12 protein-coding genes and 4 tRNA genes are annotated in these 13,508 nt (G+C 51.7%); 14 read left to right on the forward strand and 2 right to left on the reverse strand.

What is annotated here, in order from left to right; genetic code table 11:
* The first annotated feature begins 199 nt into the window (after nucleotides 1-199).
* Both murB and birA read left to right on the forward strand, forming a co-directional pair.
* On the forward strand, nucleotides 200-1,228 hold the full coding sequence (gene murB, locus ACLJQD_RS22555) for a UDP-N-acetylmuramate dehydrogenase (RefSeq protein WP_000149795.1): 1,029 nt from the start codon (nucleotides 200-202) through the stop codon (nucleotides 1,226-1,228).
* Complete coding sequence (gene birA, locus ACLJQD_RS22560) at nucleotides 1,225-2,187, forward strand: bifunctional biotin--[acetyl-CoA-carboxylase] ligase/biotin operon repressor BirA (RefSeq protein WP_017442236.1); 963 nt, start codon at nucleotides 1,225-1,227, stop codon at nucleotides 2,185-2,187. The genes murB and birA overlap by 4 nt, the downstream gene beginning before the upstream one ends.
* A 34-nt stretch (nucleotides 2,188-2,221) precedes the next feature.
* Here birA and coaA read toward each other — a convergent pair whose 3' ends face one another.
* Both coaA and ACLJQD_RS22570 read right to left on the reverse strand, forming a co-directional pair.
* The gene (gene coaA, locus ACLJQD_RS22565; RefSeq protein WP_000023068.1) at nucleotides 2,222-3,172 is read right to left on the reverse strand and encodes a type I pantothenate kinase; all 951 of its coding nucleotides are present in this window, start codon (nucleotides 3,170-3,172) and stop codon (nucleotides 2,222-2,224) included.
* Between the two features lie 208 nt (nucleotides 3,173-3,380).
* The gene (locus ACLJQD_RS22570; RefSeq protein WP_001541267.1) at nucleotides 3,381-3,554 is read right to left on the reverse strand and encodes a hypothetical protein; all 174 of its coding nucleotides are present in this window, start codon (nucleotides 3,552-3,554) and stop codon (nucleotides 3,381-3,383) included.
* Nucleotides 3,555-3,573: 19 nt separating this feature from the next.
* On the opposite strand from ACLJQD_RS22570, the gene ACLJQD_RS22575 reads away from it, so the two are divergent.
* From ACLJQD_RS22575 to rpoB, 12 genes are all read left to right on the forward strand, one after another.
* Nucleotides 3,574-3,649 (forward strand) — tRNA-Thr (locus ACLJQD_RS22575).
* An 8-nt stretch (nucleotides 3,650-3,657) separates the two neighbouring features.
* Nucleotides 3,658-3,742 (forward strand) — tRNA-Tyr (locus tag ACLJQD_RS22580).
* A 116-nt stretch (nucleotides 3,743-3,858) separates the two neighbouring features.
* A tRNA-Gly gene (locus ACLJQD_RS22585) sits at nucleotides 3,859-3,933 on the forward strand.
* A 6-nt stretch (nucleotides 3,934-3,939) separates the two neighbouring features.
* Nucleotides 3,940-4,015 (forward strand) — tRNA-Thr (locus tag ACLJQD_RS22590).
* Nucleotides 4,016-4,130: 115 nt separating this feature from the next.
* Nucleotides 4,131-5,315 (forward strand): elongation factor Tu, encoded by a 1,185-nt coding sequence (tuf, locus tag ACLJQD_RS22595; RefSeq protein ID WP_000031748.1) that lies wholly within the window; start codon nucleotides 4,131-4,133, stop codon nucleotides 5,313-5,315.
* Nucleotides 5,316-5,544: 229 nt separating this feature from the next.
* Nucleotides 5,545-5,928: a preprotein translocase subunit SecE gene (secE, locus tag ACLJQD_RS22600; protein WP_001275691.1), complete on the forward strand. Its 384-nt coding sequence runs from the start codon at nucleotides 5,545-5,547 to the stop codon at nucleotides 5,926-5,928.
* A gap of 1 nt (nucleotide 5,929) precedes the next feature.
* Complete coding sequence (nusG, locus tag ACLJQD_RS22605; protein WP_001287521.1) at nucleotides 5,930-6,475, forward strand: transcription termination/antitermination protein NusG; 546 nt, start codon at nucleotides 5,930-5,932, stop codon at nucleotides 6,473-6,475.
* A 157-nt stretch (nucleotides 6,476-6,632) separates the two neighbouring features.
* Complete coding sequence (rplK, locus tag ACLJQD_RS22610; protein WP_001085926.1) at nucleotides 6,633-7,061, forward strand: 50S ribosomal protein L11; 429 nt, start codon at nucleotides 6,633-6,635, stop codon at nucleotides 7,059-7,061.
* A 3-nt stretch (nucleotides 7,062-7,064) separates the two neighbouring features.
* Nucleotides 7,065-7,769 carry a 50S ribosomal protein L1 gene (gene rplA / locus ACLJQD_RS22615; RefSeq protein WP_001096676.1) on the forward strand — a complete coding sequence of 235 codons (705 nt, stop codon included), beginning with the start codon at nucleotides 7,065-7,067 and terminating at the stop codon, nucleotides 7,767-7,769.
* Nucleotides 7,770-8,188: 419 nt separating this feature from the next.
* On the forward strand, nucleotides 8,189-8,686 hold the full coding sequence (rplJ, locus tag ACLJQD_RS22620; protein ID WP_001207203.1) for a 50S ribosomal protein L10: 498 nt from the start codon (nucleotides 8,189-8,191) through the stop codon (nucleotides 8,684-8,686).
* Nucleotides 8,687-8,752: 66 nt separating this feature from the next.
* Entirely contained in the window at nucleotides 8,753-9,118 is a 366-nt protein-coding gene (gene rplL, locus ACLJQD_RS22625; RefSeq protein ID WP_000028882.1) for a 50S ribosomal protein L7/L12, read from the forward strand.
* 317 nt (nucleotides 9,119-9,435) lie between these two features.
* Entirely contained in the window at nucleotides 9,436-13,464 is a 4,029-nt protein-coding gene (gene rpoB, locus ACLJQD_RS22630) for a DNA-directed RNA polymerase subunit beta (RefSeq protein ID WP_000263105.1), read from the forward strand.
* Nucleotides 13,465-13,508: the final 44 nt, after the last annotated feature.

Genomic DNA, 13,508 nt, shown 5'->3' on the forward strand with positions numbered 1-13,508 from the left:
AGTAGGGAACTGCCAGGCATCAAATAAAACGAAGGGCCCTGTCGGAAGACAGGGCCTTTTGTTTTATCTGTAGTCTGCCGGATGGCGGCTCCGCCTTATCCGGCCTACAGGGACGCGCCGATCCACCCTCAATATAACCACAAGCCTTCCCAACACAGATACGGTAAACTATTGCCGATTGAGTATCAGGAAAGCAGCCATGACCCACTCCCTAAAACCCTGGAATACCTTCGGCATTGATCATTGTGCAAAGCACATCGTATGCGCTGAAAACGAACAACAACTACTGAGCGCCTGGCAGCAAGCAACTCGTGAGGGACTGCCGGTTATGATCCTGGGTGAAGGAAGCAATGTCCTGTTTCTGGAAAATTATGCCGGCACCGTGATCCTTAACCGCCTGAAAGGCATTGAGGTCAATGAAACCGCGGACGCCTGGCACCTACACGTCGGCGCAGGCGAAAACTGGCATCAACTTGTTCGCTACGCGCTGGACAACAACATGCCCGGCCTGGAGAATCTGGCGCTCATCCCTGGCTGCGTTGGTTCCTCGCCTATACAGAATATTGGCGCGTATGGCGTAGAACTACAGCGCGTCTGCGACTACGTTGACTGCGTTGAACTGGAAACGGGAAAACGTCTGCGTTTGTCCGCGGCGGAATGCCGTTTCGGCTATCGTGACAGTATCTTCAAAAATGAATATCAGGATCGCGTTGCGATCGTCGCGGTGGGTCTGCGTTTGTCAAAGCAATGGCAGCCGGTGTTGACCTATGGCGATCTTACTTGTCTGGACCCGAAAACGGTCACCGCGCAACAGGTGTTTGATGCTGTATGCCATATGCGCACCACAAAATTGCCGGATCCTAAAGTGAATGGCAATGCGGGCAGCTTTTTTAAAAATCCCGTTGTCGCAGCCGATATCGCTATGGAACTGTTAGAACGATTTCCCAACGCGCCGCATTACCCTCAGGCAGACGGCTCAGTGAAGCTGGCGGCAGGCTGGCTGATAGATCAATGTCAGTTGAAAGGCGTCACCATTGGCGGCGCTGCGGTGCATCGCCAACAGGCGCTGGTATTGATTAATGCGAATGATGCGACAAGTAAAGATGTGGTGGCGCTGGCGCATCATGTCCGGCAAAAAGTGGGTGAAAAATTTAATGTCTGGCTGGAGCCTGAGGTTCGCTTTATTGGTCGGTCCGGAGAGGTGAACGCTGTGGAGAGCATTGCATGAAAGATACTACCGTTCCCCTGACGTTGATCTCACTACTTGCCGACGGAGAGTTTCACTCAGGCGAGCAGTTGGGTGAACGGCTGGGAATGAGCCGCGCGGCGATTAATAAACATATCCAGACATTACGCGACTGGGGAGTAGATGTATTTACCGTTCCCGGGAAAGGATATAGCTTACCGGAACCCATCCAGTTACTGGATGCTGACCGTATACATAGCCAACTGGATAGCGGAAACGTGGCGGTATTGCCCGTTATCGATTCAACCAATCAGTATTTACTTGATCGAATTGGCGAGCTGCGCTCAGGCGATGCCTGTGTAGCAGAATACCAACAGGCAGGGCGTGGTCGTCGCGGGCGTAAATGGTTCTCACCGTTTGGCGCGAATCTATATCTTTCAATGTACTGGCGTCTGGAGCAGGGGCCTGCGGCGGCAATAGGCTTGAGTCTGGTCATTGGAATTGTGATGGCGGAAGTGCTGCGTGAACTGGGCGCAGATAAAGTTCGTGTGAAGTGGCCTAACGACCTCTACCTGCTGGATCGCAAACTGGCGGGTATTCTGGTCGAGTTAACCGGTAAAACGGGCGATGCCGCACAAATAGTGATTGGCGCTGGTATTAACATGGCAATGCGTCGTGTAGAAGAGGACGTGATAAATCAGGGATGGATTACGTTGCAGGAGGCCGGAATTACGCTCGACCGCAATATGCTGGCCGCAAAGCTGATTTATAAGCTACGTGCTGCGCTTGAGCTTTTTGAGCAAGAAGGTCTTTCTCCTTATCTTTCGCGCTGGGAAAAACTGGATAATTTTATTGATCGTCCGGTAAAACTAATTATTGGCGACAAAGAAATATTTGGTATTTCTCGCGGCATTGATACTCAGGGCGCATTATTGCTTGAACAGGATGGTGTGATTAAACCCTGGATGGGCGGAGAAATATCGCTGCGAAGCGCCGAATAGTAAAAAAGGGGAGTCGGTACTCCCCTTTTTTCTGTTATTTCCGCAATCTTACCTGTTCCACCGCATGGTTAGCGCTCTTAGTCATAATAAGGCTGGCACGTTCTCGCGTGGGTAAAATATTTTGTTTTAAATTCAACCAGTTAATTTCTTTCCAAAGCGAAGCTGCTGTATTAACAGCTTCCTCTTTAGATAATTTCGCATAATTGTGGAAATAAGAGTCAGGATCGGTAAACGCCCCTTCGCGGAATTTCAGGAAGCGATTGATATACCACGTCTGAAGAAGTTCTTCTGGCGCATCCACGTAAATAGAGAAATCAACGAAATCAGAGACAAATACATGATGCGGATCGTGAGGATAATCCATACCGCTTTGTAAAACATTCAAACCTTCAAGAATCAATATATCAGGCTGAGCGACGGTTTTATCCCCTTCAGGAATAACATCGTAAATCAAATGAGAATAGACTGGCGCCGTCACGTTCGGTACGCCCGACTTGAGGTCAGAAACGAATTTCACCAGTCGGTGCATATCATACGATTCAGGGAACCCCTTTTTCTTCATTAACCCGCGTTCTTTCAACACCTGGTTTGGGTGGAGGAAGCCGTCTGTGGTAATCAATTCAACACGGCGGTGTTCCGGCCAGCGACTCAGCAACGCTTGTAGAACGCGTGCTGTCGTGCTTTTACCCACTGCGACGCTGCCCGCGATACTGATGATGTAAGGGATTCGCTGGCCGTTAGTGCCCAGAAACTGTTCCAGGACAGCCTGACGACGCAGATTTGAACTGATATAGAAATTTAGCAAACGGGAGAGAGGTAAATATATTTCTGCAACTTCTTCCAGCGATAAATCTTCATTAATGCCTTTTAACTGCGCGATCTCATCCTCGGTCAGGGTCATCGGCACAGAATCGCGAAGCGCAGCCCACTGGCTGCGATCAAACTGTAGGTAAGGCGTCATTAACGATTGCTCTTTTATACTCATAAGCATGTTTCTGGCTGCTATTGCTACATCAGTTCAGCGATGAACGAGGGCCATCCCTGACATGCAACGGCACGTCACATTTAAGTTAATTTGGACAATGGGCAGGAGGGTAACACCAGATGGGGAGGAATAATAAGAAAAAATCTCGCTGTGAAAGCTATCCCTGAGAAGCAATGTGACGAATATACCAGATACAGAAGATTGCTTTCTATCGACGGAGCGTTGAAATGCCGCGTCGTATCCTGGTCAGACGGTCGGTAAAATGCCGAAAATTTATGCTCTCTTGTTTGAAATTAGAGCATTTTTGTCTCTTATAGCGCAAAATGTGAGCGATAGAACATTTTATGCAATTTTTTAGTTGCATGAGCACGCAGGTCTCCATAGAATGCGCGCTACTTGATGCCGACTTAGCTCAGTAGGTAGAGCAACTGACTTGTAATCAGTAGGTCACCAGTTCGATTCCGGTAGTCGGCACCATCAAGTCCGGTGGGGTTCCCGAGCGGCCAAAGGGAGCAGACTGTAAATCTGCCGTCACAGACTTCGAAGGTTCGAATCCTTCCCCCACCACCATTTTCGGCCGCGCGATGGCGCAGCCCGAGACGATAAGTTCGCTTACCGGCTCGAATAAAGAGAGTTTCTCTCGATATTCAGTGCAGAATGAAAATCAGGTAGCCGAGTTCCAGGATGCGGGCATCGTATAATGGCTATTACCTCAGCCTTCCAAGCTGATGATGCGGGTTCGATTCCCGCTGCCCGCTCCAAGATGTGCTGATATAGCTCAGTTGGTAGAGCGCACCCTTGGTAAGGGTGAGGTCGGCAGTTCGAATCTGCCTATCAGCACCACTTCCTTTCTCCTTCCTGTTTTTCTCTTCTGTTTATTAGCATTCAACAAGTCGGGCGTGTTGCCTGGTTGATGTGGTGATATCACCGATTTATCCGTGTCTTAGAGGGACAATCGATGTCTAAAGAAAAGTTTGAACGTACAAAACCGCACGTTAACGTCGGTACTATCGGCCACGTTGACCATGGTAAAACAACGCTGACCGCTGCCATTACTACCGTACTGGCTAAAACCTACGGCGGTGCCGCCCGCGCATTCGACCAGATCGATAACGCGCCGGAAGAAAAAGCGCGTGGTATCACCATCAACACTTCTCACGTTGAATACGATACCCCGACCCGCCACTACGCACACGTAGACTGCCCGGGGCACGCCGACTATGTTAAAAACATGATCACCGGTGCTGCGCAGATGGACGGCGCGATCCTGGTTGTTGCTGCGACTGACGGCCCGATGCCGCAGACCCGTGAGCACATCCTGCTGGGTCGTCAGGTAGGCGTTCCGTACATCATCGTGTTCCTGAACAAATGCGACATGGTTGATGACGAAGAGCTGCTGGAACTGGTTGAAATGGAAGTTCGTGAACTTCTGTCTCAGTACGACTTCCCGGGCGACGACACGCCGATCGTTCGTGGTTCTGCTCTGAAAGCGCTGGAAGGCGACGCAGAGTGGGAAGCGAAAATCATCGAACTGGCTGGCTTCCTGGATTCTTATATTCCGGAACCAGAGCGTGCGATTGACAAGCCGTTCCTGCTGCCGATCGAAGACGTATTCTCCATCTCCGGTCGTGGTACCGTTGTTACCGGTCGTGTAGAGCGCGGTATCATCAAAGTGGGCGAAGAAGTTGAAATCGTTGGTATCAAAGAGACTCAGAAGTCTACCTGTACTGGCGTTGAAATGTTCCGCAAACTGCTGGACGAAGGCCGTGCCGGTGAGAACGTAGGTGTTCTGCTGCGTGGTATCAAACGTGAAGAAATCGAACGTGGTCAGGTACTGGCTAAGCCGGGCACCATCAAGCCGCACACCAAGTTCGAATCTGAAGTGTACATTCTGTCCAAAGATGAAGGCGGCCGTCATACTCCGTTCTTCAAAGGCTACCGTCCGCAGTTCTACTTCCGTACTACTGACGTGACTGGCACCATCGAATTGCCGGAAGGCGTAGAGATGGTAATGCCGGGCGACAACATCAAAATGGTTGTTACCCTGATCCACCCGATCGCGATGGACGACGGTCTGCGTTTCGCAATCCGTGAAGGCGGCCGTACCGTTGGCGCGGGCGTTGTTGCTAAAGTTCTCGGCTAATCGCTGATAACATTTGACGCAATGCGCAATAAAAGGGCATCATTTGATGCCCTTTTTGCACGCTTTCACACCAGAACCTGGCTCATCAGTGATTTTATTTGTCATAATCATTGCTGAGACAGGCTCTGTAGAGGGCGTATAATCCGAAAGGCGAATAAGCGTTTCGATTTGGATTGCCTCGCGATTGCGGGGTGAAAATGTTTGTAGAATACTTCTGACAGGTTGGTTTATGAGTGCGAATACCGAAGCTCAAGGGAGCGGGCGCGGCCTGGAAGCGATGAAGTGGATAGTTGTTGCCATATTGCTGATCGTCGCAATCGTCGGCAACTACCTCTATCGCGACATGATGCTGCCGCTGCGTGCGCTGGCCGTAGTAATTCTGATTGCTGCAGCGGGTGGTGTCGCGCTGTTGACGACAAAAGGTAAAGCAACCGTTGCTTTTGCCCGTGAAGCGAGAACCGAAGTCCGTAAGGTCATTTGGCCGACTCGCCAGGAAACGCTGCACACCACGCTGATCGTCGCTGCGGTTACCGCAGTTATGTCACTGATCCTGTGGGGACTGGATGGTATTCTGGTTCGCCTGGTATCCTTTATCACTGGCCTGAGGTTCTGAGATGTCTGAAGCACCTAAAAAGCGCTGGTACGTCGTTCAGGCGTTTTCCGGTTTTGAAGGCCGCGTAGCCACATCGCTGCGCGAGCATATCAAATTACACAATATGGAAGAGCTGTTTGGCGAAGTCATGGTGCCGACTGAAGAAGTCGTTGAGATCCGTGGCGGCCAGCGTCGCAAAAGCGAACGCAAATTCTTCCCGGGTTACGTTCTGGTCCAGATGGTCATGAACGACGCAAGCTGGCACCTGGTGCGTAGCGTGCCGCGTGTGATGGGCTTTATCGGCGGTACCTCTGACCGTCCGGCGCCGATCAGCGACAAAGAAGTCGATGCGATCATGAACCGTCTGCAGCAGGTTGGCGATAAGCCGCGGCCGAAAACTCTGTTTGAACCGGGTGAAATGGTTCGTGTTAACGACGGTCCGTTCGCAGACTTTAACGGCGTTGTCGAAGAAGTCGATTATGAGAAGTCTCGCCTGAAAGTGTCTGTTTCTATCTTCGGTCGTGCGACCCCGGTAGAGCTGGACTTCAGCCAGGTTGAGAAAGCGTAAGGCTGCGATCAAAAAAGCAGCGATCTAATCGTTGCATAGGGCGCGAAATTGACATACAATTTCGCGCCTTTTGTTTTTATGGGCCTTATGCCTATAAAGCGATATTTATCACGGGGAGCTTCTTTGAAGCGATACTACCCAATTCGAGGAATTTAGAATGGCTAAGAAAGTACAAGCCTACGTCAAGCTGCAGGTTGCAGCTGGTATGGCGAACCCGAGTCCGCCGGTTGGCCCAGCACTGGGTCAGCAGGGTGTGAACATCATGGAATTCTGCAAAGCGTTCAACGCAAAAACGGATTCCATCGAAAAAGGTCTGCCGATTCCGGTTGTTATTACCGTTTACGCTGACCGTTCTTTCACCTTCGTTACCAAAACGCCTCCGGCAGCTGTTCTGCTGAAAAAAGCGGCTGGTATCAAGTCTGGTTCCGGCAAGCCGAACAAAGACAAAGTAGGTAAAATTTCCCGCGCTCAGCTGCAGGAAATCGCGCAGACCAAAGCTGCCGACATGACCGGTGCCGACATTGAAGCGATGACTCGCTCCATCGAAGGTACTGCACGTTCCATGGGCCTGGTAGTGGAGGACTAAGAAATGGCTAAACTGACCAAGCGTATGCGCGTGATCCGTGAAAAAGTTGATGCGACCAAACAGTACGACATCAACGAAGCTATTGCCCTGCTGAAAGAGCTGGCCACTGCTAAATTCAACGAAAGCGTTGACGTTGCCGTTAACCTCGGCATCGATGCTCGTAAATCTGACCAGAACGTTCGTGGCGCGACTGTACTGCCGCACGGTACTGGCCGTTCTGTTCGCGTTGCCGTATTTACCCAAGGCCCGAACGCTGAAGCAGCTAAAGCTGCTGGCGCTGAGCTGGTAGGTATGGAAGATCTGGCTGACCAGATCAAGAAAGGCGAAATGAACTTCGACGTTGTTATCGCATCCCCGGATGCAATGCGCGTTGTTGGCCAGCTGGGCCAGGTTCTGGGTCCGCGCGGCCTGATGCCAAACCCGAAAGTCGGTACCGTAACTCCGAACGTTGCTGAAGCGGTTAAGAACGCTAAAGCAGGTCAGGTTCGTTACCGTAACGACAAAAACGGCATCATCCACACCACCATCGGTAAAGTGGACTTTGACGCTGACAAACTGAAAGAAAACCTGGAAGCTCTGCTGGTTGCGCTGAAAAAAGCAAAACCGAGCCAGGCGAAAGGCGTGTACATCAAGAAAGTTAGCATCTCCACCACCATGGGTGCTGGCGTTGCCGTTGATCAGGCTGGTCTGAGCGCATCTGCGAACTAAGATTAGTCTTTACGTGGGCGGTGATTTTGTCTACAATCTTACCCCCACGATTCTGTTGAAATATAACAGAGCACTATGCGAGTCATTTGAATTGCAGCAAGGCAGCAAGTGAGTGAATCGCCAGGAGCATAGTTAACTATGTGACTGGTGTGAACGAGCGCAGCTAACACAGCTGCGGTTCAAAGGACGAAGTCATAGAAAGAATTTGTTCGTTGGAGCCTGGCCTATCCAGGCCTCCGTCGAAGACCGCAGGCGTCTCGCAAGAGGCTTAATCCCCTGCGTAGACGGTGACAGAACGCTAAGATTATTTTTGATACTCTGGCTTGTTTCTGCTCACCGTATTAAGACGCTCTTCTCGTTGAGATGAGTGAAGTGAGTTCCGGAACATGAGTTCCGGCAAACATCCAGGAGCAAAGCTAATGGCTTTAAATCTTCAAGACAAACAAGCGATTGTTGCTGAAGTCAGCGAAGTAGCCAAAGGCGCGCTGTCTGCAGTAGTTGCGGATTCCCGTGGCGTAACTGTAGATAAAATGACTGAACTGCGTAAAGCAGGTCGTGAAGCTGGCGTATACATGCGTGTTGTTCGTAACACCCTGCTGCGCCGCGTCGTTGAAGGTACTCAGTTCGAGTGCCTGAAAGACACGTTTGTTGGTCCGACCCTGATTGCATACTCTATGGAACACCCGGGCGCTGCTGCTCGTCTGTTCAAAGAGTTCGCGAAAGCGAATGCAAAATTTGAGGTCAAAGCTGCAGCCTTTGAAGGTGAGCTGATCCCGGCGTCTCAGATCGACCGCCTGGCAACTCTGCCGACCTACGAAGAAGCAATTGCACGCCTGATGGCAACCATGAAAGAAGCTTCGGCTGGCAAACTGGTTCGCACACTGGCTGCTGTACGCGATGCAAAAGAAGCTGCGTAATCGCAGTTGTCTTTATCAAGCATTTGCTTACGTATAAACTTATTCTGATATTCAGGAACAATTTAAATGTCTATCACTAAAGATCAAATCATTGAAGCAGTATCCGCTATGTCCGTAATGGACGTTGTAGAACTGATTTCTGCAATGGAAGAAAAATTCGGTGTTTCCGCTGCTGCTGCTGTAGCTGTAGCTGCTGGCCCGGCTGAAGCTGCTGAAGAAAAAACTGAATTCGACGTAATTCTGAAAGCTGCTGGCGCTAACAAAGTTGCTGTTATCAAAGCAGTACGTGGCGCAACTGGCCTGGGTCTGAAAGAAGCTAAAGACCTGGTAGAATCTGCTCCGGCCGCTCTGAAAGAAGGCGTGAGCAAAGATGACGCTGAAGCACTGAAAAAATCTCTGGAAGAAGCTGGCGCTGAAGTTGAAGTTAAATAAGCCAACCCTTCCGGTTGCAGCCTGAGAAATCAGGCTGATGGCTGGTGACTTTTTAGTCACCAGCCTTTTTGCGCTGTAAGGCGCCAGTAGCGTTTCACACTGTTTGACTACTGCTGTGCCTTTCAATGCTTGTTTCTATCGACGACTTAATATACTGCGACAGAGCGTACGTTCTGTGTAAATCGCAATGAAATGGTTTAAGCGTGATAGCAACAGGCATTGCGGAAAGTATCCATTTTCCGGTCAACAAAATAGTGTTGCACAAACTGTCCCCCGCAGGACAGATGGGTCGACTTGTCAGCGAGCTGAGGAACCCTATGGTTTACTCCTATACCGAGAAAAAACGTATTCGTAAGGATTTTGGTAAACGTCCACAAGTTCTGGATGTACCTTATCTCCTTTCTATCCAGCTTGACTCGTTTCAGAAGTTTATCGAGCAAGATCCTGAAGGGCAGTACGGCCTGGAAGCAGCCTTCCGTTCCGTGTTCCCGATTCAGAGCTACAGCGGTAATTCCGAGCTGCAGTACGTCAGCTACCGCCTTGGCGAACCGGTGTTTGACGTTCAGGAATGTCAGATCCGTGGCGTGACCTATTCCGCACCGCTGCGCGTAAAACTGCGTCTGGTGATCTACGAGCGCGAAGCGCCGGAAGGCACCGTTAAAGACATTAAAGAACAAGAAGTCTACATGGGCGAAATCCCGCTCATGACCGACAACGGTACCTTTGTTATCAACGGTACTGAGCGTGTTATCGTTTCTCAGCTGCACCGTAGTCCGGGCGTCTTCTTTGACTCCGACAAAGGTAAAACCCACTCTTCGGGTAAAGTGCTGTATAACGCGCGCATCATTCCTTACCGTGGTTCCTGGCTGGACTTCGAATTCGATCCGAAGGACAACCTGTTCGTACGTATCGACCGTCGCCGTAAACTGCCTGCGACCATCATCCTGCGTGCGCTGAACTACACCACTGAGCAGATTCTTGACCTGTTCTTTGAGAAAGTCGTCTTCGAAATTCGCGACAACAAGCTGCAGATGGAGCTGATTCCAGAACGTCTGCGCGGCGAAACCGCGTCGTTCGATATCGAAGCTAACGGCAAAGTGTACGTTGAAAAAGGCCGTCGCATTACCGCGCGTCATATCCGTCAGCTGGAAAAAGACGATATCAAGCATATCGAAGTTCCGGTTGAGTACATCGCAGGTAAAGTCGTCTCTAAAGACTACGTTGACGAATCCACTGGCGAGCTGATCTGCGCGGCGAACATGGAGCTGAGCCTGGATCTGCTGGCTAAGCTGAGCCAGTCCGGCCACAAACGTATCGAAACGCTGTTTACCAACGATCTGGACCACGGCCCGTACATTTCTGAAACGGTACGCGTCGACCCAACTAACGATCGTCTGAGCGCGCTGGTAGAAATCTACCGCATGATGCGCCCTGGTGAGCCGCCGACACGCGAAGCGGCTGAAAGCCTGTTCGAGAACCTGTTCTTCTCCGAAGACCGCTATGACCTGTCTGCGGTGGGTCGTATGAAGTTCAACCGTTCTCTGCTGCGCGACGAAATCGAAGGTTCCGGTATCCTGAGCAAAGACGACATCATTGATGTCATGAAGAAGCTCATCGATATCCGTAACGGTAAAGGCGAAGTGGATGATATCGACCACCTCGGCAACCGTCGTATCCGTTCCGTCGGCGAAATGGCGGAAAACCAGTTCCGCGTTGGCCTGGTGCGTGTAGAGCGTGCGGTGAAAGAGCGTCTGTCTCTGGGCGATCTGGATACCCTGATGCCTCAGGATATGATCAACGCCAAGCCGATTTCCGCCGCAGTGAAAGAGTTCTTTGGTTCCAGCCAGCTGTCTCAGTTTATGGACCAGAACAACCCGCTGTCTGAGATTACGCACAAACGTCGTATCTCCGCACTCGGCCCAGGCGGTCTGACCCGCGAACGCGCAGGCTTCGAAGTTCGAGACGTACACCCGACGCACTACGGTCGCGTATGTCCTATCGAAACGCCGGAAGGTCCGAACATCGGTCTGATCAACTCCCTGTCCGTGTACGCACAGACTAACGAATATGGCTTCCTTGAGACGCCGTACCGTCGTGTGGTTGATGGCGTGGTTACTGACGAAATTCATTACCTGTCTGCTATCGAAGAAGGCAACTACGTTATCGCTCAGGCGAACTCCAACCTGGATGACGAAGGCCACTTTGTAGAAGATCTGGTGACCTGCCGTAGCAAAGGCGAATCCAGCTTGTTCAGCCGCGACCAGGTTGACTACATGGACGTTTCCACCCAGCAGGTGGTCTCCGTCGGTGCGTCCCTGATCCCGTTCCTGGAACACGATGACGCCAACCGTGCATTGATGGGTGCGAACATGCAACGTCAGGCGGTTCCGACTCTGCGCGCTGACAAGCCGCTGGTGGGTACCGGTATGGAACGTGCTGTCGCCGTCGACTCCGGTGTTACTGCAGTAGCTAAACGTGGCGGTACTGTTCAGTACGTGGATGCGTCCCGTATCGTTATCAAAGTTAACGAAGACGAGATGTACCCGGGCGAAGCGGGTATCGACATCTATAACCTGACCAAATACACCCGCTCTAACCAGAACACCTGTATCAACCAGATGCCATGTGTGTCTCTGGGCGAGCCGGTTGAACGCGGCGACGTGCTGGCAGACGGTCCGTCCACCGACCTCGGTGAACTGGCGCTCGGTCAGAACATGCGCGTGGCGTTCATGCCGTGGAACGGCTACAACTTCGAAGACTCCATCCTCGTTTCCGAGCGTGTTGTTCAGGAAGACCGTTTCACCACCATCCACATTCAGGAACTGGCGTGCGTGTCCCGTGACACCAAGCTGGGGCCGGAAGAGATCACCGCTGATATCCCGAACGTGGGTGAAGCGGCGCTCTCCAAACTGGATGAATCCGGTATCGTTTACATCGGCGCGGAAGTGACTGGCGGCGACATTCTGGTCGGTAAGGTGACGCCGAAAGGTGAAACCCAGCTGACGCCGGAAGAGAAACTGCTGCGTGCGATCTTCGGTGAGAAAGCGTCTGACGTTAAAGACTCTTCTCTGCGCGTACCTAACGGTGTCTCCGGTACGGTTATCGACGTTCAGGTCTTTACTCGCGATGGCGTAGAAAAAGACAAACGTGCTCTGGAAATCGAAGAGATGCAGCTCAAGCAGGCGAAAAAAGACCTGTCTGAAGAACTGCAGATCCTCGAAGCGGGCCTGTTTAGCCGTATCCGTGCGGTACTGGTGTCCGGCGGCGTTGAAGCTGAGAAGCTCGACAAACTGCCGCGCGACCGCTGGCTGGAACTCGGTCTGACCGACGAAGAGAAACAAAATCAGCTGGAGCAACTGGCTGAGCAGTATGACGAACTGAAACACGAGTTCGAGAAAAAACTTGAAGCGAAGCGCCGTAAAATCACCCAGGGCGACGATCTGGCGCCGGGCGTGCTGAAGATCGTGAAGGTCTATCTGGCCGTTAAACGCCGTATCCAGCCGGGTGATAAGATGGCAGGTCGCCACGGTAACAAGGGTGTTATCTCTAAGATCAACCCGATCGAAGACATGCCTTACGATGAAAACGGCACGCCGGTAGACATCGTACTGAACCCGCTGGGCGTACCGTCTCGTATGAACATCGGTCAGATTCTGGAAACCCACCTGGGTATGGCTGCAAAAGGTATTGGCGACAAGATTAACGCCATGCTGAAACAGCAGCAGGAAGTCGCCAAACTGCGCGAATTCATCCAGCGTGCCTACGATCTGGGCGCCGACGTTCGTCAGAAAGTCGACCTGAGCACCTTCAGCGATGATGAAGTGCTGCGTCTGGCAGAAAACCTGCGTAAAGGTATGCCGATTGCCACACCAGTGTTCGACGGTGCGAAAGAAGCGGAAATCAAAGAGCTGCTGAAACTGGGCGACCTGCCGACCTCCGGTCAGATCACCCTGTTCGATGGCCGTACGGGTGAACAGTTCGAACGTCCGGTAACCGTCGGTTACATGTACATGCTGAAACTGAACCACCTGGTTGATGACAAGATGCATGCGCGTTCTACCGGTTCTTACAGCCTGGTTACTCAGCAGCCGCTGGGTGGTAAGGCGCAGTTCGGTGGTCAGCGCTTCGGGGAGATGGAAGTGTGGGCGCTGGAAGCTTACGGCGCCGCCTACACCCTGCAGGAAATGCTCACCGTTAAGTCTGATGACGTGAACGGTCGTACCAAGATGTATAAGAACATCGTGGACGGCAACCATCAGATGGAACCGGGTATGCCGGAATCCTTCAACGTTCTGTTGAAAGAGATCCGCTCGCTGGGCATCAACATCGAACTGGAAGACGAGTAATTCTCGCTCAAACAGGTCACTGGTGTCGGGATAAAACCCGACAC

The organism is Salmonella sp. SAL04214 (genome assembly GCF_046550615.1).
GTDB classification, from domain to species: Bacteria; Pseudomonadota; Gammaproteobacteria; order Enterobacterales; family Enterobacteriaceae; genus Salmonella; species Salmonella enterica.

Bases quoted from the DNA above. Each gene is read 5' to 3' on its own strand.
- nusG (WP_001287521.1), top strand. From the start codon at position 5,930: ATGTCTGAAGCACCTAAAAAGCGCTGGTACGTCGTTCAGGCGTTTTCC.
- tuf (WP_000031748.1), top strand. From the start codon at position 4,131: ATGTCTAAAGAAAAGTTTGAACGTACAAAACCGCACGTTAACGTCGGT.
- birA (WP_017442236.1), top strand. From the start codon at position 1,225: ATGAAAGATACTACCGTTCCCCTGACGTTGATCTCACTACTTGCCGAC.
- rplL (WP_000028882.1), top strand. From the start codon at position 8,753: ATGTCTATCACTAAAGATCAAATCATTGAAGCAGTATCCGCTATGTCC.
- rplA (WP_001096676.1), top strand. From the start codon at position 7,065: ATGGCTAAACTGACCAAGCGTATGCGCGTGATCCGTGAAAAAGTTGAT.
- secE (WP_001275691.1), top strand. From the start codon at position 5,545: ATGAGTGCGAATACCGAAGCTCAAGGGAGCGGGCGCGGCCTGGAAGCG.
- murB (WP_000149795.1), top strand. From the start codon at position 200: ATGACCCACTCCCTAAAACCCTGGAATACCTTCGGCATTGATCATTGT.
- rplK (WP_001085926.1), top strand. From the start codon at position 6,633: ATGGCTAAGAAAGTACAAGCCTACGTCAAGCTGCAGGTTGCAGCTGGT.
- rplJ (WP_001207203.1), top strand. From the start codon at position 8,189: ATGGCTTTAAATCTTCAAGACAAACAAGCGATTGTTGCTGAAGTCAGC.
- ACLJQD_RS22570 (WP_001541267.1), bottom strand. From the start codon at position 3,554: ATGGAGACCTGCGTGCTCATGCAACTAAAAAATTGCATAAAATGTTCT.
- rpoB (WP_000263105.1), top strand. From the start codon at position 9,436: ATGGTTTACTCCTATACCGAGAAAAAACGTATTCGTAAGGATTTTGGT.
- coaA (WP_000023068.1), bottom strand. From the start codon at position 3,172: ATGAGTATAAAAGAGCAATCGTTAATGACGCCTTACCTACAGTTTGAT.